The organism is Pilimelia columellifera subsp. columellifera, from assembly GCF_039532605.1.
In the GTDB taxonomy this organism is placed as follows: Bacteria; Actinomycetota; Actinomycetes; order Mycobacteriales; family Micromonosporaceae; genus Pilimelia; species Pilimelia columellifera.
Genome location: NZ_BAAARY010000023.1, coordinates 1 through 24,739 on the forward strand (window position 1 = coordinate 1; position 24,739 = coordinate 24,739).

Annotated in this window: 10 protein-coding genes and 1 pseudogene; 1 reads left to right on the forward strand and 10 read right to left on the reverse strand. The window is 70.6% G+C overall.

The features are described from left to right. Positions 1–174 precede the first annotated feature (174 nt). The 8 genes from ABD287_RS16620 to ABD287_RS16655 all read right to left on the reverse strand — a co-directional run bounded on the left by ABD287_RS16620 (position 175) and on the right by ABD287_RS16655 (position 21,628). Positions 175–3,483 carry a UvrD-helicase domain-containing protein gene (locus ABD287_RS16620; protein ID WP_344174136.1) on the reverse strand — a complete coding sequence of 1,103 codons (3,309 nt, stop codon included), beginning with the start codon at positions 3,481–3,483 and terminating at the stop codon, positions 175–177. Next, the gene (locus tag ABD287_RS16625) at positions 3,473–6,601 is read right to left on the reverse strand and encodes a PD-(D/E)XK nuclease family protein (RefSeq protein ID WP_344174138.1); all 3,129 of its coding nucleotides are present in this window, start codon (positions 6,599–6,601) and stop codon (positions 3,473–3,475) included. The genes ABD287_RS16620 and ABD287_RS16625 overlap by 11 nt, the downstream gene beginning before the upstream one ends. Beyond that, a complete protein-coding gene (locus ABD287_RS16630) occupies positions 6,598–7,800 on the reverse strand; it encodes an McrC family protein (RefSeq protein WP_344174141.1) in 1,203 nt (400 codons plus the stop codon). Before ABD287_RS16630 ends, ABD287_RS16625 begins: the two co-directional genes overlap by 4 nt. Then, on the reverse strand, positions 7,797–9,164 hold the full coding sequence (locus ABD287_RS16635) for an AAA family ATPase (protein WP_344174143.1): 1,368 nt from the start codon (positions 9,162–9,164) through the stop codon (positions 7,797–7,799). The genes ABD287_RS16630 and ABD287_RS16635 overlap by 4 nt, the downstream gene beginning before the upstream one ends. Further along, complete coding sequence (locus ABD287_RS16640; protein ID WP_344174145.1) at positions 9,161–13,147, reverse strand: Eco57I restriction-modification methylase domain-containing protein; 3,987 nt, start codon at positions 13,145–13,147, stop codon at positions 9,161–9,163. Before ABD287_RS16640 ends, ABD287_RS16635 begins: the two co-directional genes overlap by 4 nt. 15 nt (positions 13,148–13,162) lie before the next feature. Further along, positions 13,163–16,003 (reverse strand): helicase-related protein, encoded by a 2,841-nt coding sequence (locus tag ABD287_RS16645; protein ID WP_344174147.1) that lies wholly within the window; start codon positions 16,001–16,003, stop codon positions 13,163–13,165. Beyond that, positions 16,000–21,156, reverse strand: a complete 5,157-nt coding sequence (locus ABD287_RS16650; RefSeq protein WP_344174149.1) for a DEAD/DEAH box helicase — start codon at positions 21,154–21,156, stop codon at positions 16,000–16,002. The genes ABD287_RS16645 and ABD287_RS16650 overlap by 4 nt, the downstream gene beginning before the upstream one ends. Before the next feature lie 97 nt (positions 21,157–21,253). Further along, positions 21,254–21,628: a hypothetical protein gene (locus ABD287_RS16655; protein WP_344174151.1), complete on the reverse strand. Its 375-nt coding sequence runs from the start codon at positions 21,626–21,628 to the stop codon at positions 21,254–21,256. A gap of 145 nt (positions 21,629–21,773) precedes the next feature. Between ABD287_RS16655 and ABD287_RS16660 the strand changes: the two genes are divergently transcribed. Further along, a protein-coding gene (locus ABD287_RS16660; protein WP_344174153.1) for an IS5 family transposase occupies positions 21,774–22,594 on the forward strand; the annotation gives its coding sequence in 2 pieces (ribosomal slippage) (positions 21,774–22,110 and positions 22,110–22,594; 822 coding nt in all). Between the two features lie 228 nt (positions 22,595–22,822). Here ABD287_RS16660 and ABD287_RS16665 read toward each other — a convergent pair. Both ABD287_RS16665 and ABD287_RS16670 read right to left on the reverse strand, forming a co-directional pair. Continuing rightward, positions 22,823–22,956 (reverse strand): annotated as a pseudogene (locus tag ABD287_RS16665) (metal-sensitive transcriptional regulator); the annotation flags it as partial. Between the two features lie 12 nt (positions 22,957–22,968). Then, positions 22,969–24,693, reverse strand: coding sequence for a hypothetical protein (locus ABD287_RS16670; protein WP_344174156.1), 1,725 nt, complete (start codon positions 24,691–24,693; stop codon positions 22,969–22,971). Positions 24,694–24,739 lie beyond the last annotated feature (46 nt).

A 24,739-nucleotide genomic window follows, 5' to 3' on the forward strand; every position in this document is an offset into this window, starting at 1 on the left:
ATGGGGCTTCAACACCATGCTGATGTGCTCTCCTCAGGGCCGTCCAGGAAGACTATCTCCTGGTAGACGAGCTGTCTCACACCAGCGTGACAGGGAGGGACCGCTGGAAACCGCCCCTATCACTCGGGTTCTCGGGTCGACGATTCGGTCGACGGGATGAGCGGCGGTCGCGGCTTACGGGAGGGCGGCGAGGGCCGGTGCGTGTCGCCGTACGTCGACGACGGCCTGGGCCAGGGCGGGGACGGTGCGGGCGATGGCGACGTCGGGATGCAGGAAGAGCAGGATTGCCCGGTCGACCGGCTCCCCGGTGGCGTCCGCCAGCGCCGCCACGTACGCCGCAATCTGCGGCCGGTAGTACTCCGTCCGGCGGTCGAGGGCGGCTACCGGCGTGGCATCGGTCTTGTAGTCGACGAGGACGAGCTGGCCGTCGTCGTCGCGGTACACCAGGTCGATGATTCCTTCCAGAATCTGGGCTCCGAGCCTGGCGCCGACGTACGTCTCCCGCCAGTGCGGCCCGGCCGCCGCCCGCTGTACCACTGGGCTGGCGAGCGCGGCGCGGGCCAGCTGCGTCACCAGCTCACCGGCGCCGGGCACCCCCTCGGCCAGGCACTGCGCGGCGACCACGGCGGGCAGGTCGGCGCCGGTGGCGAGGTCGACGGTCTGCAGGACGCCGTGGGCGGCACGGCCGATCGCGGTGCCGTACCGGCCCTTGTTCCACGGAGGCAGCTCCAGGTCGCGGGCGTCCTTGGCCAGGCCGGGGTCAACGGGCTGTTCGGCCAGGTCGACAGCGGCCCGCACCATAGTGCCGGCCTTGCCTTCCAGGCTGGAGGCGCGGATCGCTACCGGTCGGCGCAGCCGCGCGCTCAGGTCCTGCTGTCCTTCGAGCCATTGCTCGTACGGCTCGGGCCGGTCCACCGGCGGGGCGGGGCGTTCGCCGGTGAGTGGCTCCTGCGTTGGTGCGGCGATGGTTTGGGGGTGCAGGTCGGCGCAGGCCTCGGAGATCAACTCGGCGTTGGTGAGCTTGCCCGGCTCGGCCGGGCTGCGGCGGGCACAGCGGTGTTGCGAGACGACCAGATGATCGCGGGCGCGGGTGCAGGCGACGTAGAGCAGACGGATGCGCTCGTGGTGGTCCATCTCCTCGTCAACGGGTTTGGCCAGGTCGAAGTCGGCGGTGGCCAGGCCGCGGCCGAGGCTGATGTGCCAGCCGCCGTCGGGCTGCCAGAGCACCTCCACGCCGCGGCGCGCGCCGCCGGGTCGGCTGCTGAGTCCAGCCACGATCACGATCGGGAATTCCAGACCTTTGGCGGCGTGCACGGTCATGATCCGTACGGTGGCGGCGTCGGTCTCGGGCAGCAGTGCCTCGGCGACGCGGGCGGAGTCGCTGGACTGGCGCGCCGCCCAGGCTAGGTAGTCGCGCAGGCCGCCGTGGGTGACGTCGGCCCAGGCCCGGGCGGCGTCGGTGACGATGCGCAGCTGGCGCCACTGCTCGATAGCGGTATCGGAGTCGGCGGCGGTCTCCAGCATCCGGCGGTCGGTGATGAGGGTGGTGAGTAGTTCGCTGGGGGCCAGCCAGGAGCGGCGGTAGTGCAGCCGGCGCAGGTACCGCAGGGCGGCGGCGACCGGCTGATCCTCGGCGATGTCCGCGGGCGGTGGGGCCAGGATGCTCCACCGCCCGCCGGCGCGGCGCCAGGCCCACAGGTCGTCGTCGCCGCAGCCGAACAGCGGCGAGCGCAGCGCGGTGACCAGTGCGAGGGCGTCGCTGGGGTCGTCGATGGCGCGGGCGGTGGCCAGCAGAGCCCGGGTCGCGGAGGATCGGTAGACCAGCGAGCTGGCAGCGGCGTGGTGGGCGATGCCGGCGCCGTCGAGGGCTGCCTCCAGCTGCGGCAGACAGGTGCGGGTGGGGATCAGAACGGCGATGTCGCTGGCGGTAGCCGGGCGCCAGCCACCGACGCCGTCGGCCACCGGCCAGCCGTCGGTGAGGGCACGGTGGACGGTGTAGGCGACGTCGGCGGCTTCCCGCTCACGGACGGTGGTGGCGTCCGGGCCGTCGTGGTGGGCGGCAGTGCCGAGAGTCGCCACCACCGGCCCGCTGGGGGGTTCGCCTCGGTGGGCACGTAACGCCTGGTACGGGGGCTGCGCGTCGGGCACCGGTGCGATCAGGGTGCCGAAGACGGCGTTGACCCAGGCCAGTACGCCGGCGCCGGTGCGGAAGTTGGTGTCGAGGACCAGATCGGTGCCGATGTGCTGCTGTGCCCGCAGGTAGGTGCGGATGTCGGCGCGGCGGAAGCGGTAGATGGACTGCTTGGGGTCGCCGACGATGAACAGTCGACCCTCCGGGACCGGGATCTGGGCCCAGTCGTCGGCGTCGGCGGCGGCGCCGGCGGCGATCCGTACGGCCAGTTCGATCTGGATTGGGTCGGTGTCCTGGAACTCGTCGAGGAGTAGGCGGTGGTAGGTCTGCTGCAGCTCGGCCCGGACGCGAGCGCCGTGCGTGGGGTGGCGCAGCAGTTCGCGGGCGAGCACCAGCAGGTCGTGGAATTCCAGCCGGCCCTCCGCCCGCCGCGCCTGGGCGGCGGCCACGACTTCCGCCCCGATGCGGTGGGCGAGCAGCCGCAGGAGTGCGTCGATGATGCTGGTGCGGTAGGCGGCGCAGTCGCTGGTCAGCGCGGCCAGGTCTGCGCGCAGCGTGGCCAGGTCCGCCCCCGGCCAGTTGGCGGCCTTGCCGAACCGGCCGAACTTGAGCCCGACCAGCGGCTCCAGGGCGGCGAGCCGGTCGGCGTCAGTGGGCGCCTGGCTCAGCGTGTCGGCGTGGCCGCGCAGCAGCTCGAGGCGGGCCAGGAGTTTGTCGTCGGCGGCGGTGCAGCGGTCGGCGAGGTCCGCGAACCGGCGGGCGGTGGCCAGGATCGGGCTAATGTCCACAACCGGCAGAGCGGGCGGGTCAGCCAGGCGGTCGACGACCAGATCCCAGTTCTGGTTGAGCGCACGCATCAGGCTGCGCAGGTTGTCCAGCGTGATCCCGGCGGCGAGGGCGAGCAGCAAACCGTCGGTGACGCGGGGATCCTCCAGTAGCGCGCTGCGGGTGCTCTCCCAACGGGCGTCGAAAGCCACGCCGGAGGCGACCTCGTCGCGCACGTCCACCAGCGGTGGCAGGCCCACCTCGATCGGGTACGCGGTGAGCAGGCGCAGGGCGAACGCGTGCAGTGTGCCGATGGCGGCCGCGTCGACTTCCGCGAGCGCCTCGTGAGCCGCCGGCTTGTCGGCGTGGTCTTCGAAGGCCAACCGGAGCCGGTCGCGCAGCTCAGCGCCGGCCTGCTCGGTGAAGGTGACCGCGGCGACGTGCCGCAGCGGGGTGCCCGCCAGGACGGTGTGCACGACGCGGTCCACCAGCGCGCTGGTCTTGCCGGAACCGGCGCCGGCCGCCACGAACAGCGTGCGGTCGAGCTGCTCGCGGATCGCCCGGCGGGCCTCCAGGTCATCCATCATCGGTGGAGTCTCCGATCAGGTCCAGGTAGCGGCGCAGGCGCGGGTCGGCCCGGTGTCGGCGCCAGCGCTGCCGGTGGTCGGCGGTGCCCAGTCCGTCGGGGTCGCAGTACCGGCACGGGATGTAACCGCCGAAGCCGTCGGTCTCCGGGGGCCGGTGGGGGTATAGGCCGCCGCCGATGCCGTCGACGATGGTGGCCAGGTCGGTGACGAACCGGCGGTGGACGGCTTCGGTGAGCGGCAGCCGCACCCGGTGGCCGCGGTGCTTGCGCAGGAACCAGTACTCGGCGGTGACCGGCGTGTCCGGCCGGCCGAGGGCTTGGCGGGCGGCGGCCGCGTAGACCGGCAGCTGCAGCTTCTCCCCCGCGCCCGTCGGGTCGCTCTCACCCAACTTCAGGAAGGAGGTCGCCGATCCGGACTTGTAGTCGACGACCACGATGGCGTCGCCGTCGGTGTCGACCCGGTCCGCGCTGCCGCGGAACCGCACCGTCCGGCCGTCGGGCAGGGTGAACGTGACCGGCTCGGCGTCGTGCCAGCCGAAGGCCAACTCGGAACGCACCTGCCGGCGGCTGCCGTCCGTACGCAGCGCGTCGTCGTCGTGCAGCAGGTGGGCCAGGTCATCGAGGATGCGGCGCAGTTCCTGGCGCCACAGCAGTTGATGCCCGGCGACGCCGGCCCGGACCAGCCCGTCCGCCCGCCCCTCGGTGATCGCCCGCAAGCGGGCGTGCTGGGCCGTCGTCCACTGCTGCCCCGGGCCGGGTACGGCGCCTGCGGCCTGCTGTTCGGCGAAGAACTCGTCGAGCGCCTCGTGGATGAGCGTGCCGGTCTCCAGCGGGCTGGCGGTCAGGATCTCCTCCGGCGCGATGACCGGCTCGACGCCCAGCAGCCGGCGCATGAAGTAGGCGTGCGGGCAACGGGTCCAGGACTCCAGCGTGGTCGGCGAGACGACTGTCGCGGTGGGGTCGGGAACGTCCGCGCTGGTCAGGTCGCCGTCGTAGCGGCTGAGTAGGGGGTTGGCGCGCCCGGCGCGCAGGTCCCCGGCGGCGCGCAGCACCGGATCGTCGAAGGCCGACTCTGGACGCTGACCGGCGGCGCGGGCGGCCGTCACCGCGCGGGTCCGCCACTCCTGGGCGGTGGCCAGCCGGTCGGTGGTACACAGGCCGTGGTGGTATGAGGGGACGCCGACGATGCGCTGGCCGTCGAGTCGTTGCCAGTCGGTTGGGGCGGCTGGCCCGTCCGCCAGTGCGCGCAAAGAGGGCATCAGCCATCGTGACGGCAGCCGCTGCCTGGTCTTGCGCAGGTCGCCGCGGGCGAACGACACCGTGGTCGGGCCAGCCGCACAGGCGGCTAGGAAGTGCCGGTGGGTCCGCGCGACCCGGTCCCCGGCGGTCGGCAGCTGCCCGGGTACGCGCGTCCTGATCCGCTCGGGGAGCAGTGGGTCCTCAGTGCTCAGGCCGGGTAGGAGGTCGTCGGAGGCGCCGACGATGAACACCCGGTCGCAGTCCAGCCCGACCGCCGCCGACAGCGGCGCGATGAGCACACCGTCACCGAACCGGCCGTGCCGCCCCCGATCGTCGGCGAGGACCAGCTCCAGGGTGGACGCCAGCGCGTGGATGTCGGCGTGCTCCTCCAGCTCCGCCAGCTGCGGCAGGCTCGCCAGGATGCCGCGAACGCGCGTGATGGCACGGGCCTCAGCCGGCGGCAGCCACGGCTGCTCGGCGAGGTCGCCGACCAGTTGGTCGTAGGCGTGGTGGGCGACGTCGGCCAGGCCGCCCCACGACCGAGAGGTGCTCAGCCCGGTCCACCAGTGGCGTAGGTAAGACAGGAACTGCTGGCACTCGTCGACCTCGGCGGCCTCCCGCAGCAGCGCTTCGCCGCGCCCGTCCGCGCCGGATGCGGTCGCTTCCTTCGCCTTGGCGGCTAGCCGGGCGGCGTAGTCGCCCATGCGGTCCCAGTCGTCGCCGGCGACGACGCCGGACGCGCGGGTCACCCGCTCCCACCGCGCCACCGGCAGCGTCCGGTCGGTGCCGGGCAGCCGGATCGGGGCGATGGACATCCAGGCCAGCACCTCGTCGCGACGCCAGTTGCGCTCCCCCAACGGCAGCAGGTCGCGCAGCAGCCGGGCATACGCGCACTCAATGGTCGGGCGCACGCCCGGCCCGTTCCAGATCAGGCCGGCGGCGTCGGCCTGCTCGGCAAGCAGTCGGGCGTACGGCTTGGCGGCGCAGTACAGGACCGCGACCCGGTCAGGCGCGGTGGTGCGTAGGGTGGCCCGCAGCTCGCGGATGACGGCACGGACCTCGTCGTCAGCGTCGGAGGCGTGCAGGACCCGATCAGCCCGCGGCGGGGTAGGCGTGTCGCCGGGCCCATTCCCGCCGGCTGCGGCGGCGTCCATCGCCGTGGCATCGGCGGTGGACATCGTCGGGCCGGTGATGGGCGCGTCGGCCACCGGGTCGCCAGTGCGACCGCAGATGGTGGTCACCGACTGGGTAGCAGCCAGCGTTGCCACGAACGCCGCCGCCGTCGGTGTCAGCTCCTGCGGCAGGAACAGCACGATGGACCCGCGCTCAGCGGCCAGCGCCGGGCGGGAGCGCAGGACCTCGACGGCGGCGCCACGCAGGTCGGTGACGTCGTACCAGCGTGCGGCGTGCGCCCGAACCAGCCGGTGCACGCGTACCAGGTCAGCGGCGAGCGGCCCGCCTGAGCCGATGGCGCCCAGGCCGGCGACGTCCACCTCCCGCAGTTGCCGGTACGCGACTGCCAACGCACGGACGGTCGCGGGGTGGTCGGCCACCGTCTGGAACTGACCGGGCGCTTCGGCGAGGGCACGGCGACAGGCCGCGGCCAGGACGGGGTCGGTCAGCGGCTGGCGGCCCTGGGCGGCCATGAGCGGGGCGGCCCACAGTTCGGCGAGGCGGTCGACGGTGAGGACGGTCAGGGCGGCGACGCCCGGGCGGCCAGCGACACCGCGGGCCAGACGGCGCCGGACGATCACCCCGCACAAGTCAGTGGGGACCAGGACGGTCACTGGTGCCATCGAGTCGGTGACCTTGGCGGCGGCGACCAGGTCGGCCAGCGCCGCGTGCGCGGCGGCGCCGTACCCGGTGGTGAGCGTGGTCATCGTGGGCGCTCCGCTCCGCCGGCGATCTTCTCGGCGAGGGCGGCCACGTCGCGCAGCAGCGGCTCCGGCTCCTGGTCCAGGTTCAGGCCGTGGCAGTGGATGTCGATGTCGCGGTGCCGGACCCGGTGTGTGGGCAGGTCACCGGGCTCGTTGGCGTAGACAAGGTGCCCCCGGCGCAGGTTCAGCGCCGTGCAGTACGCGAGCATCTGGTACAGGTCGGCGTGCCGGACATCCTCGCCGTACGCGGCCCCGACGGCCTTGTACTTGGCGTCGATGACCGCCGCGGGCCGGTCATCGACCCACCACACCAGGTCGGGGCGCAGCGGCACCCGGCGCGCCGCGTCCAGGTGGTGCGCGGTGTCCTGGCCGCGCAGCACACCGCCGTGGCGGCGCAGCGCCTCCCGCAGCGACGTTTCCAGAAAGGACTCGAACACCGCCGGCATCTGGACCAGAAAGCCGTGGACGGCCACCGTGCCGGTGGCGAACTCCACCGATGTGCCGCGCAGCACCAGCTCCGCCACCGCCAGCGCCGGTTGGTAGCGGCCGTTGCGGGCGTCCGGCCGCCAACGCGGCGGGCGCTGCCCGGGGGTCAGGACCGTCACGTCCCGCAGTTTCCGGTCCTGCTGGCGCAGCGTCGCCGACACCGCCGGGGCTATCGCGGGCAGGTGACGCATCCGGGCGGCTGCGGCGCGCAGGATCTGGTTTTCCGGGATGTCCGGTCCAAACTGGTCACACTCCAACTCCAACGGCGGGAACCGGCCCAGGTGACGGGCCAGCTGATCCGCCGCCCGGATCCGGCCGCGCAGCGTCGGGCCGGTTTCGTGAACGACCCGGTAGCCCTGAAGCAGGCCCTGGGCGGTAGCGCGGTCGCTGAGCCGGGCGAGCACCCCAGCGACAGCCGGCAGCAACCGGTCCCTGGCGCCGACCGAAACCAGCTCCGGCCGCCAGTCGATCCTCTTGGCGTAGCCGAGGAGGAAGAACAGGCGGGCGATGGGCACCTTCGGGTCGATCCGCACCTCCAGGTCGCCGACCCGGATCACACCGACGCTGCCATCGGCGGACAGCAGCCAACCGCCGTCGGCGGCGGCCCGCACCTTAACGCACCCAGATCGCACCAGGGCGCCCCGCTGCTCGGGCGTGAGCGGCGGGGCGGGCACCTCACCGGTTTCGCTGAGCCGCACCACCGCCCCGGCGCTCATGCCGGGCCGTCACCAGCGCTGGGCGGGGCGACCAGGGACCGAATATGGTCCAGGCCGAATTCCTTTCGGACGTCGCGGCCTTCGCCGTAGAAGGCATCGGCCAGCACCGGAAGAATCTCGTGTTCCCAGATCTTGACCAACCGATCCGGGCGCCCGGTGTCGGTGTCCATCAGATAGGTGGGGCCGATGACGTGCTCCGCGCCGAGCTGGCGGTTCAGGGCGTCGAGCAGGTCGGCGGGCTCGGTCGGCAGAGCGCGGGTGGTAAGCCACCGGCGCAGCAGGCCGCGCACCGGCGATTCGTCGGGGTGCAGCGTGAAGAACGCGAACCGGCGCCGCATCGCCGCGTCGACCGGGGCGATGGAGCGGTCAGCGGTGTTCATGGTGCCGATGAGGAACACGTTGGGCGGCAGCGAGAACGGCTCCGCCGAATACATCAAGTCCACCGCGCCGTCGCGGTACTCCAGCAGGTAGTACAGCTCGCCGAAGACCTTCGGCAGGTTCGCCCGGTTCAGCTCGTCAATGATCAGCACGTACGGGTGGTGCGGGTCGTCGGCGGCCCGCAGGGCGACCTCGCGCATCGGGCCCGCCTTGAGATCCAGCTCCACCGGACCGTCGCCGGTCTTCTTTGGCCGGTACCCCTCGAAGAAGTCCTCATAGGAGTAGGACGGGTGGAACTGGACGATCTTCACGGCGTCTGGGGTGGCCAGGTGCTGGGCGAGCTGCTGGGCGGTGTAGGTCTTGCCGGTGCCAGGCGGCCCGTCGAGCACGATCTGCCGCTTGCGGCCCAGGATGTCGACGACATCAGTCAGCCAGGCGACATCCACCGTCAACCGGTCGGCCAGCTCCCGGGTCGGCGGGGCCAGCCGGGGCGTGCCCGCGCCGCCGGCCGGGCGGGCGGCCTGGTCCAAGTCGTCGGTGACGTCCACGACGTCCAGGCTCTGTGCGAGCTTGCTGACCAGGCGCTCGGGCAACTGGTTGTGCGGGGTTGCGTCACTGTGCCAGGTGACCTTGCGGCGCAGGTTCGCCAGGCCGTCCGGGGAGCTGACGAACTCGGCCGGGCCGGTCACCCTCCCCCGGTGCAGACGCTGGTCGGCGTCGGTGGTGACCACCGTGTCGCCCTCCCGCATCACAGTCAGGAACCGGTGCAGATCCTCGACCAGCTTCTCCCGGGCGTCGTACGGCTTGCCGCTGTAATTCACCTCCACGGCCGCCCGCAGCCGGCGCAGGTCCGGGCGGCCGGGCAACGGGTCCAGGTACCGGGCCGGCAGGGAGACGTAGCCGTGGGAGAGCCATTCGGGGACCAGGTTGTGGCCCTCGACGCTGGCCCCGCGCACCCGCCACGCCCTCGTTCCCACGCCGCTCATTTGTTCGTCTTAGCCGGGTGGCGGGGGCCGTGGCCGGGCGGCGGGTCCAGGATGGTCTGGTATGGCTTACCGGTGACGATGGCGTCGGCCATCGCGTCGTAGATCTCCAGGATCAGCCGCTTGGTACGGAACTCACCGTGCGCGGCGATGTCCTTCCGCTTGACAATTGGGAATGTCTCCATGACGTAGTCGACATCATCTCGCACGACGCCGTAGAGATGGAAGTACGCCGCATCCAACTCGGCCCGCAACAACGCCCGGCGCTCAACATCCCAACGAAACGGTGGCCCGTCGTCCCCCAAGTCGCCAGCGAATACCTCCATATCCCAGGCGGTAACTATCAGCTCTTTCACAAGCGTCGCAAGCCATTCACTTAGGGACAGTTCCTTGGACCATGGACAACGCTGGCGATATAACCACGGAGGTAACGCTGGATTCTGCTCATAAATGAAAAAGTTCAAATGCGTTCCACCGACTTTGAGTCTGGTTGGAAAGTCATGAGCGAAAGAAGCAAGGTCGGCCGTCAATAATGCCATCTCGATGTCCGTTTTAGATAAGTGAATTGGCATGTTATTACCGACGCCGGAGCGAGGGAACGGGCTTGCGATGGTGGTGCGTTCGTTGGTGGTGTTGGTGATGTCGCGCCAGCCGAGGAGCCAGGGGTGGTGCCAGCGGTTGGCCAGTTTGGCGTCTACGTCGGGGGCGGGGACCCAGTAGCGGGGTTGGACTACGAAGTTGGGGTCTTGTTTTTCGGTGAGGGTTACGTCGCGGGTGGTGCCGTCGGGTTCGTAGGTGGCCCAGCGGTGGTCGTAGTGGTGGATCATTTTGGCTTCGTAGAGGGGGAGCATGGTGGCGGGGCCTCGGGTGAAGGTGTTGCCGGTTAGGGTCCAGCCGTCGGCTTCCAGTTCGGCACGGGTGTGAAACAGGTGCGAGTCGCTCGTCATGTTGAATAGTCCCTGCATGAAGGACACGCCCCACGGGTTGCCGTCCGGGTCGCCTTCGCGGACCAGGACCGGCACACGGCGGTAGATGCCGAGGGTGATCTCGGCGTCGCGGCGGGAGCGGAACACCGGGCAGGTGCCGGTGTTCGGGTTCAGCAGCGTGATCTCCTCCGGCGTCAGCGTGAACCGCGCGTCAACCCGTGCCAGATCGGCCACGTCGCGCATGAAGAACGCGAAGTCGGCCGCCGCCACCCGCTCGCCCCGCCCGGCCATCGTCAACAGGCAGAACTTGAAGCTGCGATGCACATTCTCGAAGGTCGGCTTGGAATTCTCGAAGTCGTACAACGAGGCGAGCGCCCCCGTCACCACCAGGTCGCGGAAGAAGTATTGGGTGGTGGCGTCGGTGGCGATGCCGGTGGGCAGGACGATTCCGAACCGGCCGTCCGGGCCGATGAGTGAACGACCCAGCTCGGCGAAGAGCGGATCGGTCTTGATTCGCCCGCGGCCGGTCAGCGGAAACACGCCCGAGTTGCCACCGAAGTGGCGCTGGCCGTCCAGCTGCCGCTTGGCATCCTCATAGGCGGTGGCGAGCACGGGGTCGGTCTGAGGTAGCGCGGCGATCAGCTTCTTGCGCTTGGCGCCGGCTGCCGCTGCGATTTCGGGCGCTCGTTGCTCAAAGAACTCCTGTTCCTTCAGCTCGATGTGCTCCCAGGGGACGTTGCCGATGACGCAGGTGAAGCCGCCGGTCCAGCCGGTGGTGGGCTCCGGGTCGCCGGCGGGGTCGGTGAAGATGTGCGGGAACTCCAGGTGCCAGTGGAAGAACCGGTAAGCCGCCGTCAGCCGCCCCAACTCTCCGCGGCTCTCGCCGGCCAGGCTCAGCGGGTCTGCGGCGAAGTCCGCCAGCACCCGGGTGGTGATCGCTGGCGGCGCGTCGGGGGTCTTGGGCCACACGAACGCCGCGCACCAGGCGTCGGCGACCTCGCGGGCGTGCCGCAGCTCGGGTGAGTGTTCGTAGTCGCGGTGCCGCGCCTGCCGCACGTGCGCGTCGGCCAGGGTGAACGGAGTTTCCCGGTCGAGGATGTCGCGGGCGGTGCGGGCCAGCCGCAGCTGGGCGGCGCGCAGTTCGCTCTCGTCGAGCAGGGTGCCCTGGCCGGTGTGGGTGCGGCGCTCGTCGCGGTTGCGCTTGGCCAGTGCGCTGGTGTGTTTCTTGTCGTCGCCGAGGATCGGTTTGAACGTCTCGTCGGGCAGTCCGCCGGCGAGCAGGGCGGGGGTGGCGCCGAGCAGGGAGTTGCCGACGCGGATGTTGGCGTCCAGGAATGTCAGTGGGGCGCCGGGGCTCAGCGTCTCCAGCCACAGCGAGATGCGGGCCAGTTCGGCGGCCATCGGGTTGATGTCCACCCCGTACACGCATCGGTCGACGACCTCCCGCAGCGCTTCGCGGACGGCACTGGGTGGCGGTTCGGCTTCGCCGGTGCGGACGGCGGCCAGGCGTTTGGCGATGCGGCGGGCGGCGCCGACGAGGAAGTGCCCGGATCCGCAGGCGGGGTCGCAAACGGTCAGCGCGAGCAGGGCGGCCTGCGGGTCGGTGGCGGCCGCCGCGCGGTCGATGAGCGGGTTGAGGGTGGAGTCGAGCAGGCAGTCGACCAAGGCGGTCGGGGTGTAGTAGGAGCCGGACTTCTTGCGCTCGCTGCCGTGCGCCCCGGCGAGGGTGAAGGTCTGCTCGGCCGGGTCGTGGTGGGGGTGCAGTTCCAGCAGCTGTTCGTAGACGCTGCCCAGCTCCTCGGCGTCGAGGTGGCGGAAGTCGACGGTGCGGCGGCGGCCGGTGTCGTCGGTGGTCACCGACAGGCAACGGATGGCGTGCAGCAGATCCTCGTTGGCCAGGGCGGCGTCGTCGATCGGCTCGTCGAGCGGGCCGGAGTCGAACAGGCCGCCCAGGCCGGTCAGGCCCAGTTCGGGGCGGCCGTCCTCGCGGGCGAGCGCCCGCCACACCAGGGTGACGCTGTGCCACAGGTCGCTCTGGCGGTTGCCGCGTCGGCGGCGGGCGACCTGGCGCAGGTGGGCGGCGGAGTAGTAGTCGCTGTAGCGCTGGCGGGCGAGCGGGTCGGCGTCGGGCAGGTGCAGCAGGTCGCGGTCCTCGGCGACGAACCAGAACAGCGTCCGGTACACCCAGCGCAGCAGGCCCCGCTGGTAGTCCTCGGTGGTCAGGTCGCCGCTGGCGAGCTGCTTGCGTAGCTGGGTGTTGTCGGGGTGGCGCAGCAGGCCGGTGCCGACGCGTTGGATGGCCTCGGCGACGCCGCGGCGCATCCGCTCGCGGGCGCGGGTGCCCTGCTCGGCGGCGGTGTCCCGCCAGCGTTCCAGCCAGCATGACGCCGCGCCGACCGCCTCGTCGCGCACGGCGACGCGGCTGCGGTGGCACATCGCCAGCAGCAGCGCGAAGTCGGCGAACAGGTCGCCGTCGAAGATGGCCTCCAGGTCGAACTCGACGTAGGCGGAGCCGACCAGGGAGGTGGAGTCGCGGAGCAGCCGCAGCCGCTGCCCGTTGCTCAGCACCGCCCACAGGTGCGCGTCGCTGGCGTTGAGTAGCTCCTGGCACATCGACTGCGGGGCGGCGCCTGCCGCGCCGGCCAGGCCGGGGGTGCGGCGGTCCAGTTCCACACCCCAGCCAAGCAGGTGTACCGGCGCGGGGCCGGCCAGGTGGCTGACCGGGAAGGCGCGCTCGCCGACCGGTAGGCCTCCGGCGCCGGTGGCGGCCAGGTCGTGGTAGCCGAGGGCGTCCAGCAGCGGGTGCAGCCAGCGGTCGCGGGTGTGCCCGGCCTTGGCCGGGGCGGCGCGGTCCAGGTCGGTGGTGAAGGCCGCCCACGCCCCGCAGAGCCGCTCCCACACCCGCGACGCCTCCTGCCGCAGGGTTTCGCCGGCCGGCAGGCCGTACTCGGTGGGGGCCAGGCCCGGCAGGTCCACGCCGTCGGCGACCTGGGTGAGCAGGTCGCCGGGCAGCAACCCGCCCTCCAGCCGTACGGATGGGAAACGCGCCTCGGTCGCCATCCTCGCGCCCCTCTCTCAGGCTGTCGGTAGGAACACGTACACGCCGAGCACGTCCACCGGCCGCTGCGCGGCGACCTGGATCTGGCGGCGGGCCCGCTGGCCGGCGCTCTCCCGGACCCGCAGGTGGGCGTCGCGCAACTGCTCGGCCAGGTCGTCGGCGCGGGCGGCCAACTCCGGGGCGAGCGCCTCGGCGGCGTCTATGGCGGTGGTGATGAAGTCGCGAGCACCACCGGGGTCGACGTTGCCGGCCGGGGTGGCGGACAGCAGCGCCGCTACCGCGTCATCGTCCAGCCAGGACGGCTTGGCGGCGGTGCCGGTGAAGGCGACCGTGGTGGCGTCCTCGGCGACGATGCGCTTCTCGCCCTGCCGACCGGGCAGGGTCAGGTGGAAGCGGTGGCGCAGTAGCAGCAGGGTGGTGCGGCGGTCTACCGCGCCGGTGCGCATCACTCCGCAGCGGCGGGCGGGACGCAGCGCGGCCGGGGTGGTGGGGTCCAGTGCGGTGTCGAGCACGTAGCGTGCGACGGCGGCGACCTGCGGGTCGGTGCGGTCCAGCCGGGCCTCGTGCCGGGGTATCGGCAGGTCGCGGTGGAACGGTAGCGGCTCGCGGTGGCCGGGGGTGAGCGCGTCGCGCAACCCGACGGGCAGGCCGCCGGTGTGGGCGGTGAAGCCGTCGGCGGTGTCCACGGGACGGGCGCCCAGCGCGTCGAGTGCCTCGCGGGTGAACGCGGCCACGTCGCCGACTGAGCCCAATGCGGCGCGCACCGCGGCCAGCTCGCGGGCCACCTCGGCGGGTTTGATGCCGACCTGGGCGTACTTGGTGTTCTCCGGGCGCTCCTTGTCGGCGGTGGACTGCCAGTCCAAGGTCAGCTGGTCCACGCCGGGCACGCCCAAATCGGCGAGGGTTAGCTGCTCGGGTGCCAGGTCGGCGTGCAGCACCTTGTCCAGCACGGCCTCCAGGACCGACTCGGCCCGCTCGGGCACCGGTACGGACACCCCGAGCGTTTTACGGATCTGTTCGTGCTTGCGCAGCAGCACTTCCAGCACGATCGGGTCGACGATGTTGTTGGCGCCGTAAAGAGTGACCGCGCGGACCTCGCTACTGACCTGCCCGAAACGGTCCACCCGGCCCTCGCGCTGCTCGTGTCGGGTGGGGTTCCAGGCCAGGTCGTAGTGGACGACCGCCTGGAACAGCGACTGGAGGTTCACCCCCTCGGACAGGCAGTCGGTGGCGACCAGCACCCGCCGGCCGCCGACGTCGCCGAGCGCGGCGATCCGGTCGACCCGCTCGTTTGGGGTCAGCGCGCCGGTGACCGCATCGACGGTGATGCCGCGTTTGAGCGCGTTGTCCAAGTGGTCCCGGACGTACTCGGCGGTGTCGATGAAGCGGCAGAAGACGATCGGGTCGTAGCCGTCGGCCAGCAGCTTCTTCACCACCTTGGTGACGGCGGCGAGCTTGGCATCGGGGTCGCCGGCCAGCGCGTCGGCCCGGGCGGCCAGGTCACGCAGCCGGCCGGCGTGGCTGTCGGCCGGCGCGGTCTCCACGTCGGCGCCGGGGGTGGCGTCGGCGGACTCGGTCGTCTCGTCGTCGGTGAGGTCCAGCACCGCGGTGCGGCCCAGTTCGTCGGCCTCGGCGGTGGTGGCGGCTGCGGCGTTGATCGCGCGGGTGCGCAGGGTGGCCGCGGCGGCGCGCGGCGATGAGGCCAGGGCGCGCAGCAGCGCCAGCGCTGACCACCAGCGCACCCGCTGCCGGACGCTGCCGTCGGCGGCGTCGCGGACCTGTTCGCGGGCGTAGTCGAGCACGTCGTCGAGGAGCTGGCGGTGCGGCGGACTGAGCCGGTAGTTGACCTCGCTGGAGCGCCGGTCGCGCGGGAACGGGGTGTCGGTGTCCAGGTAGCGGCGGATGTGGGCGCGGCGGCGCTGGACGAAGTATCGGGCCAGCTCCTCGCGGCCCGCCGTGGTGGACAGGTCGGCCTCGGCCAACGCCGGGTGCAGCAGCCCGATCAGGTTGCGGAAGCCCTCCTCCTTGCCGCTGTGCGGGGTGGCGGTAGCCAGGATCAGGTGCCGGGTCGGGTCGGCGGCCAGTTGACGCAGCAGCTCGTAGCGCTGGTGGCGGCCCTTGCCGGCGCCAGCGGCGCCATCCTGCGCCACGCAGGTGTGGACCTCGTCCACAATCACCAGTTCGGGGCAGGAGCGGACGAAGTCGTCCCGGCGGCGAGTCGACTTGATGAAGTCCAGCGAGACGATGACGTGCCGGTGCCGGTCGAACAGCGACTCGCCCAGCAGCAGGTCCCGTTCCAGCCGGGTGACCGTGCCAGGCAGCACCAGCGTCGCCTCGATGCCGAACTTGTCGCTCAGCTCCTGCGCCCACTGCGCCGCCAGCGACGGCGCGCACAGCACGGCCAGCCGACCGGCGTCGCCGGCGGCGAGCAGCTCGGCGGCGATCAGACCCGCCTCGACGGTCTTGCCGATGCCGACGTCGTCGCCGATCAGCAGCCGCACCGGGTCCTGCCGCATCGCCATCAGCAGCGGCACCAGCTGGTACGGGCGCGGCTCGACGGCCAGCGACGCCAGCGACCGGAACGGGCCGGCGCTGGCCCGGAACCCAACCTGCAGCGCGGTACGCAGGAGGGCTGCGCCGCTGGCGTTACCGGCATCCTCCGGGGTGGGCGGCGGGAAGGTGGCCGCCGCGACGTTCTCCAGGTGCGGGAAAACACCGGCGTTGTCGGTGTCGCCACCGCCGAGCGGTCGCAGCACCAGGAAGTCGTCGGCGGAGTCCGGCAGCACCACCCAGTCCCGGCCCCGGCTGTGCACCAGGGAGCCGGCGGCGAAGCCCGGTCGGGTCAACGTCGAGGTCACAGCGCACTCCTTGGTCGAGCGCCGAACACGTCGGCGTAGCGTTCGACGACGGCTGGCCAACTGGCCGGGTCGGCGCCAGCACGGATGACGGTCCAGCCCTGGTCGGCCAGGTCCTCGAGGGCTGCGTCGTCACGGCCGGGGCCGTCGCCGACGAAGACGGCCACCGCGCCGCTGGCGCGGCGATAGACCAAATCGGGCCGGGCCTGTCCCTGGTCGACCGAGACAGCGTCCGGCAGTCGGTAGTCGTGGCTGTCCAGCCAGCGGGCGAACTCCCCCGCCGGACCGTCCACCACGGCCGTGACCTGGTGGGTGGCCTGCGCGCCGGCTGCGGCATCCATCCTGGCGGTCCTGCCGGTGGCAAGGTCGCGCAGCAGGTCCCGGACCAGATGGCGGTTGATCTGCTCGTGCCAGAGCTGGTTGCCGTAGGACAGCAAGCACTCGTAGCAGGCGTGCGCGCACGGCTCCCCCGCCGCCGGGCCGCCACGGTCCGCCCCGGTGTCCGGGTCAAAGTGGGTGATCTCCAGGGCGGTGCGGGCCACTTCGGCCAGCGCGCCCGGCTCGTCCACCAACCGGCGCAGCACCCCGGCGCCACCTTCGGCGCTCTCGGTGAACAGCGTCCGCCCGCGCCCGTCCAGATCGGGCAGGGCCTGGGTGGCCAGCTCGGCGTCCTCCAGCTGGAACTGGGCCTCGATGCCCCGTTCCAAGGCGAAGGCCAGGCTGGTGGCGGTCGCCTCGGGTACCGGCGCGGTCAGTCGCAGCACCAGGATGTTGCGGCGGTCTTCGACGTACGGGATGACCTTCTGTTTTTGGGCGACATCCTCGGCGGCGTCCAGCTCCCCGGTGTCGGGGGTGGCGTCCGTGCCCTCCTTCTCGCTGAGCCAGCGGCCGGTGCGGGTGTCCAGCCAGAAGCCGGTGTCCTGCGGGTAGGCGCGGCGACGACGGCCGACGTTGGTCACCCGCACGGTCGCGGTGTCGCCGTAGCGCAGCTCCAGCAGTGGCGCCCCGGCGGCGTCGCAGGTTTGAGCGTCCACATGCCCGGGCCGGGAGCCGTGATCGTGGAACCGGTACGAGGTGTGCAGCTCGAAGCCCGAGCGGCGGCGCTCCTCCTCGTCGCTGGAGATGCGGTCCCGGCGCTGAGTGAAGACCTGCTGCAGCCGCAGCAGCCCTCGCTGGGTGCCGGTGAGAGTGTGGCCGCACGCCTCGCACACGTCCGCGGCGTCCACCCGGTCGTGCAGGTAGCCGCAGGCGGGGCAGAGGCGGGCCTGAGTAGTCTCGATGACTGTCTGGCCGGCCTCGGCGGGCGGCAGCTGAATCCGGTGTACCTGGTATCTGGCGCCCTCGTGGTAGAGAACGGCGCCCGGGCCGAACTCGCTGATCGCCAGGAATCGCGGCCGCTGAACGTACTGACCATCGCCGCGTACCTGCTGGGTACCGGGGATGTAGGCCGACAACGGCAGGCGCGGGAACGAGTAGCCGGGCAGAAAGCCCTCGGAAGCGAAGTAACGGTAGGTGTAGAAATCGGACTGTCCGGCGCTGGACTCCTCGTTGCGCAGCAATCGCAGCTGGGTCTCGGCCTCGCGGCGGCGGCCAGCGGCGACATCACGGTCCCGCTTCGCGCCGGACTGGTCCAACACGATCTTGTTCTGGTGCTCCTGCTCGGCCAGCGCCGCCCGGTACAGGCCCCGCCAGCGATCACAAGCGGCGTCGAAGTTTCGCGGCGCCGTGGTGACCACCTGGTCGACCCACCCGTCATGCCACCACGAGGTGCGCTCCAAATCTGGGCGCAGGTCGGCTAACACCCGAGTGGCCCGGACGCGGCCGCGCTGCTGCGCCTGCGGATCAGCGAACGCCTCGGCCAGCTCGGCCCGAACCGCCAGGGTGGGGGTCTCACCGGAGACGTCCAGCACGTCGGGCAACGCCCGGCCCAACTCCTGCCCGGTCTCGGCCAGCCACAGCGCCTGGACGTGCGAGCGCAACAGATCCTCGTTCGTCAGATCCAGTCGCGGCGCGGCGACGACGCCGGCGACCATGTCGCGGCTATGCCGGAAGTAGTAGTGGTCGTGGGCGTTGCCGTTGGCGCAGTAGGTGACCACGAGCGCCGGCTGGCCGGCGCGGCCGGCGCGGCCGCTGCGCTGGGCGTAGTTGGCCGGCGTCGGCGGGACGTTGCGCATCGCCACGGCGTTGAGGTCGGCGATGTCGACGCCCAGCTCCATCGTCGGGGAGCAGAACAGCATCGGCAGCCGTCCGGCCCGGAACTCCTCCTCGCGCCTCTCCCGATCAGCGGCGGTGACCTGGGCGGTGTGCTCGCGGGCGGTCAGACCCGCGAGGGAGCCGGCGACGTCGCGGTAGAGGTCCTGGTAGAACGGGTTCACCCAAGGTCCGTGGTCGCCGGCCAACTCCTTGCGGATCGGGTCATGGGCGCCGTACTTGCCGCTGCCCGCCCGCCAGATCAAGGCGGAGGCCCGCAGCTGGTACGCCCTGCCTGCCTTGAGGTCGACCTCAGCGAGCACCCCACTGTCGGCCAGGGTCCGCATCACGTCGGCGATGATCCGGTCGCCGTCGGCGGCGTCGAGCGGGCCGGCGTTGCGGCTGCGAAGTTGGCGTCGCAGGTAGAGACCAAACTTGCCGCGCCCAGACAGCGCGATGTCTTCCCGGCGTCGGCCCCGGCCGCCCGGACCGGCGATCGCCACCCCGGCCGGCTGGCGCTGCTCGCGGTCCGGCAGCGCCCACGGCGGGATCAGCTGCTGGCTGCTGAGCTTGCGGATCTGCTCGAAGCCGGGCTCGGTCAGGCACTCCACCTCGATCACCAGGGATCGACGCAGCTCGTCGAGCATGATCCGACACAGGTCCTCGCGCAGTCCGCGCTCGGCGTCGCGCAGCGCCGCGTGGGCGTTGGCCCAGCTCGGCTGGTCAGCGGCGATCTCGGGTAGGTCGCGGTAGGCGATCTGGAGCAGACCCGTCTGCTCCAGATTGGGCATGGTCACCCGCCAGCCGCGCTCCAGATCCTGGAACAGGCGATAGTCGACCACCGCGCGCAGGGCTCGCCAGGCCTCGTCCCGGGCGCTGAACTTCGCCTCGGGGCTGCGGGCGAAGGCGCGCATGTCCAGACCGAGCGCATCGGTGACCCGCTGTGCGAGCGCGTGGTACGGCAGCCCGTCCGGGGCGTCACGCAGCGCTCGCCACGTCCCGCCGCGTAGCTGGACCACCTGGACGAAGTCGTTGAAGTGGCCGGCCTGCAGGCTGGCGTCCTGCCGGTTGTCGACGAAGGCGAGCAGCTTTTGCGCCTCAGGGGTCAAGCCGGCGGCCGGGTCGCGCAGGCTGCGCACGATGCTGGCGCCCAGCACCGACATCGCCGAGCTGCGGCCCTCCGCGGTCAGCGAGGCCAGCTGGGCGAAATCCTGGCCACGGTTGCGTTCGTAGGAGACGCGGCAGCGCAGGCAGAACAGGAACGGGCTGGGCAGGTACGCCGCGCGCAGCCCCTGGCCGGCGGGCGTTTCCTGGCCGTCCCCACCGACCCACACGATCTTCGGTAGAGCCTTGCGGCGTCGAGTCTCCACCACCCGTCGTCCACCGGTCTCGGTGGTGATCCAGGAGTCGGGCAGGCGGGCATCCTCGATCGCCTGCTCCACCGAGTCCGGCCAGGGGGCGTCCTGCTCGGCGCTGACGTACAGGTAGCCGTTTGCCGCGTCACCGCCGCTGGCGTCGCTGTCGCGGCGCGGCCGGTAGCGCACGCCGCCGTCGCGCTCGGCGCGGGACACGACCAGGTACTCGTGGCCACACTCGCGGCAGAACGCCAACGGCGCCAGGATGTTCTCCTCGGCGCCGGGTACCACCGTTTGGTAGTGGCTGGTGATGTGGCGTCGGTCGACCGGCTCGAGACTGACGTAGAGGTTGTCGCCCTTGGACAGGAACTGGTGGATCCGAAAGGCGTACGCCGACCGCTTTGTCGCCGGGTCAGTGATGGTCGCGCCGTGCTTCAGGCTGCCCCGGATCGCCTCCGCGCAAGCGGCGACGTCCAGGCCGGTCAGCTCGGCCAACTCCCGCGCCGCCGTGGTGACGGTCGTGGGGCGTCGGCGCACCAGCCGGCCGGACTCCGGGTCGTTGTCCAGGCCGAATGTCGACTCGATCCAGGCGGCTAATGGGTGATGGCGCAGCTCGTCGTACGAGCCAGGCAGGGTGCCGGCGACGACCGCCGCGCGAAGCGCCTCAGCGCTGGGTGGAGTGTCGTCGGTGGTGCGGCTCAGGGTCTCGCCAATCACCTCGTCCGGGCCGACCGGCACACCGAAGAGGCGGGTGGCCACATCGGCGACGCGCCGCCGCTGGTCAGCCAGGCTGCCGCCAGAGGCCATCGTGGCCGAGGTGCCGATCACTTGAACGTCCGGCGCTTCGCACGCGTCGCGTACTCGACGAATCAGCAACGACACGTCGGCGCCTTGCCGGCCCCGGTAGGTGTGCAGCTCGTCGAAGACCAGGAAGCTCAGTCCCTGAGCAGCCCGGATGAGCCGGTCGCGCTCGTGCGGGCGGGTGAGAATGAGTTCGAGCATCACGTAGTTGGTCAGCAGGATGTCGGGCGGGTTCTCCAGGATCGCCTTGCGCTCGTCCTCGGACTCCTGCCCGGTGTAGCGGGCGAACCTGACCGGGGCGACATCGGCGCCATCGGGTTGCAGGAACTTTCTCAGCTCGCCAAGTTGGCTGTTAGCCAGGGCGTTCATCGGATACACGACGATGGCCCGCACACCGGAGGCCCGGGCGGGGTTGACCTGCTCGCGCAGCAACCGGTCCACGATCGGAACGATGTAGGCCAGGCTCTTACCCGACCCGGTACCGGTGGTCAGCACGTAGCTGCGCCCGGAGCGGGCCACCTCGATGGCCTCGCGCTGGTGCTGGTGCAGGGTCAGCCCGTCAATGCTGGCAGGGGACCGGAAGATTTGTTGGGTGTCGGGGTGAAGCAGCCCGGCCCGCGCGAGCTCGCCGACGGTGCCGCCGGGGGCAAAGGTCGGGTTGAGGGAGACCCACGGGTCGGGCCACTGGGCGTCGCTGTCGTAGCGCTGGTCCAGGTGCGCCCGCAGCCGCTCATCACGAATCTGGGTGAAAGCGGAGGTGAAGCCGCGATAATCGGTGATGAGCCGGTCGCGAACCGCGAAGACGTCCACGCGTGTTCCTCCCATTCACCTTGGGTGCCTCGGCCATCCCCTCCAACGATCCGGTTATGAGAACTTCTCACAATTTGGTCTCACAAGGGCGGAAACGCTACTGATCGGCTGTTGACCCGCTGTCCGGGGACGGCTCGGGGCGAGCACGCCAGTCGAGCACGGCGGTGTGGAGAAGTCCGAGCGCCGGGACCGAGAGATCGGACGCGCTCGCGCAGCGCAGCCCGCCGTCGTCGGCGTCGGTCACCCACCAGTGCTGTCCGGCGAGGTTCCGGCTGGCGATCACCTCACCGCGACGCAGGGAGCACCCGCCGGCTTTGTCCGGGTACGCCATCATCGTGGCGAAGGTCAGCCCCTGGGGGTTCTCCCGACACAGGTTCCAGCCGGCGAATGGTAGGCACTCCTGCATCGGCGCCTCCGACCAGGCCGCCCGCAACCGGGCCAGGGTCTCCCCTTGTGCGTCGTGTAATGGCAAGGGTCAGCCGGTCAAGTATTTCCCCGACTCCGCGGCCGGTGTGACCCTGTCAGCGGCGGCGTTCTTTCTCGACTAGAAGCTCCTAACACGATCTCTGTAGATCGATGGCCGTGACTTGATCTCGTGGTCGTCCGTTGCTGTGTGTATGGCCAAACCGAAGCCGTGGCAGGTGGATGACGAGTTATGGGCGCTGATCGAGGGTTTGTTGCCGCCGTGGCCCGACCGGGCGCCAGGTCCTCGGCCGGTCCCGGACCGGGCTTGCCTGCAGGGGATCTTGTTCGTCCTGCATACCGGGATCGGCTGGGAAGACCTGCCGCAGGAACTTGGGTTCGGGTCGGGCATGACCTGTTGGCGGCGGCTTGAGCGCTGGAACCGGGCCGGGGTGTTCGACCAGCTCCACCGGATCTTGCTGGCCAACATGAACGCTGCCGCGATGATCGACTGGACGCGGGTCGCGATCGACGCCTCCCACATCGACTCTAAAAAGGGGGCCTCAGCACCGGCCCGTCGCCAGTCAACCGCGCCAAACCAGGCAGCAAACACCACTTGATCTGCGACGGAGCAGGGACACCCCTACACGTCATCACTACCGGCGGGAACATCGCGGACATCACCCAAGGCGTCGCACTGCTGGACGGTGTCCCACCGATCGCGGGCGTTCCTGGCCGGCCCCGCCGCCGCTTCAGCGTTTTGCTGGCCGACAAGGGGTACGACAGCGCCGCGTTCCGGGCCCAGTGCCGCAAACGCAAGACCGAACCGATCATCCCCAGACGCGGAACGAAGGGAATCAAAGGCGTCGGCAAGATGCGGTACGTCGTCGAACAGACCTTCGCCCTGCTTCACCAATTCCGGCGCCTCGCCGTCCGCTGGGAACGACGCCTCGACATCCACCAAGGGTTCGTCACCCTCGGTTGCGCACTCATCTGCTGGCGCCGGTTGATCAAGGAACTACGAAGATCGTGTTAGGAGCTTTAGGCGAAACCATTGGGTACCGGGGATGGGATGGAGTCATCGTCCGGTGAGGCGCGTTAGCCCGGCGCACTTGCGCGGCGGTGACCCCTATTTGTTTGGGGAGTGCGCCCTCTATTGGCGGCAGATTGTCAGGGGCGCGCGCACATGACATCACGTGTCCGTGAGGCCCCGCGACAGGATGCGCAAGCAGTTCGGTGAACGTCTGCTTTGCGGGAGGACAGCTCAGCCGCGCTTCATCTGCCGGCCGACGCGGTCATCATTTCGGTAGTGAGTTCGTCCCCGCGGCCATTGCTGGCGCCCTCTTTCATACAATGGCGAGCATGGCCATCGAGCAGGCCCAATCCGACCTTGTCGAGGACGGGGGCCAGCTATGAGCGAGACGTCGAAGTCAGAAGTTCCTGCAGGAGGTCGTCTACCCAGACGACCCCTTCCGGGTCGATGACCAGCACCGGTGAGGCAACCTTCATATCGGATTGGTGGGACGACTCGCTGGCCCAACCGTTGATCGCGTGAACGGCGCGCCGTATCTCCGCCTCGCTGCGTCCAAGATCCACGGCGATTTGCTCGAGCCGATAGCTGTCACGCCGGCTCACCCACTGGGCGATCTCCAGCAGCTCCGGGGGCAGGCCTACGCGTTTAGAATCGGGATCAATCTCGGTGTCGTGGGTGGTGGCAGGCGGTTGATGAGCCGACTGCGCTGATGGCGCCGCGCCCGCGGCGACGGCTTTCTGGCCGATGGCCGTGATTCCCAGCTGCGCCTGATGCAGCTGGCGGGCGAGGTCATGGCGAAGCGCCCGCAACTCCAGCATCGAGCGGTGCATCTGCGCCTCATGCCGTTCCATTAGATCGAGCGTCACTATCGCAGCGCTGAGGCTCTCGTTGACACGAGTGGCAGCGCCGTGCGTCACGGGTTCGGGGTCTTCCGTAGCCGTGGGCCCGAGATCTTCCGCCCCGCGCGCAATTAGCCACCTGGTGAGAGCCGTGAGAGACGGTCGTGAGCTGATGTCGTCCTCGGATACGGCATGGCCAGGATGCATCAGAAAGACCGACTCATACTCGCCTGGCGTTCCGTTGGGCGCACAGACCTTCACGTAGGTCATCCCGTTCTCGGTCGCCAGATGGATCTCGTTCGCGCCGAGTCGCACGGCCGTCGCCTCGGCGTCTGTCGTGTCGGTCGGGTGAGCCTCCGCCTCTTGCTCGACAACTTCGGAACCACCTGTCGGGTCAGCCGTCTCTCCGAGTCCGGTGGTTCGCAGCACGATGCTTGCCGGCGCCGTTGAATAGCCCTCCAGGGATGCCTGGATGGCCCAGACTGGGCGGCGCTCTGGGAGCTGCCCCTCGGCGCCGACGCGGATGGCGAGGTCGAAGGGCAAATGGCGCGTGTCCAGGACGAAACCGCTGGGGTCCAACACTTCCATCTCTAAGCTCGGCACCCCGATTTCTACAGGCGCCAGCTCCTCCAGGGACGCTTCGTCAGCATCCAGACCCTCCTCCTCGCCGTAGGCCGCCAGCAACGCCGCGACTGAACCGAACTCAACCGTCCCGGCGGCCCACAGGTGGCCCTTTTGTACGCTCGATGAGTAGTTCGCCCGAGCTTCGAAGGCCAGCCGAATGGCGCTGTCCGCGGGACGCTCGATGACATCCACGGCAACCGGGACGGAGTCCGCTGGGGCCAGGTCATCAGGCGAGTCGAACTGCACTTCGTCGAACGCTGTCAGGTGCACCCGCACCTGACGTGGGTCCAGAGGAACGCTGTCCCGCTCCAGGTCCAAGCGCTCCGACAGCCGGACCGGTCCGGTAGTGGTCCGGCGCCGCTCGACCAGGTCGAACTCGCAGAAGACTGGTTCAGGATGCCCCTGTACCTCGATACGCGCCACGACCGGAGCGCAGTAGCGGTCGGCTCCAAATCGGTCGGACCATTGGTCGGCCTGAAAAGTCATCTCCAGCGACATGGCGACCTCGTAATAGTGCTCGTCGTCCTCCTCGTAAATGGTCTCGACGAGCCGTGCCTGAAACGCGTCCACTGCCCAACCACGCCGCGCCAGCTCCGCCACGTCAACGCGGGCGGGAAGGTCGATAGTGCGCTTACCCATGGCCTCGTCGTATCACGGACCTGACCCGCGGCATCGGGAAAGAGTC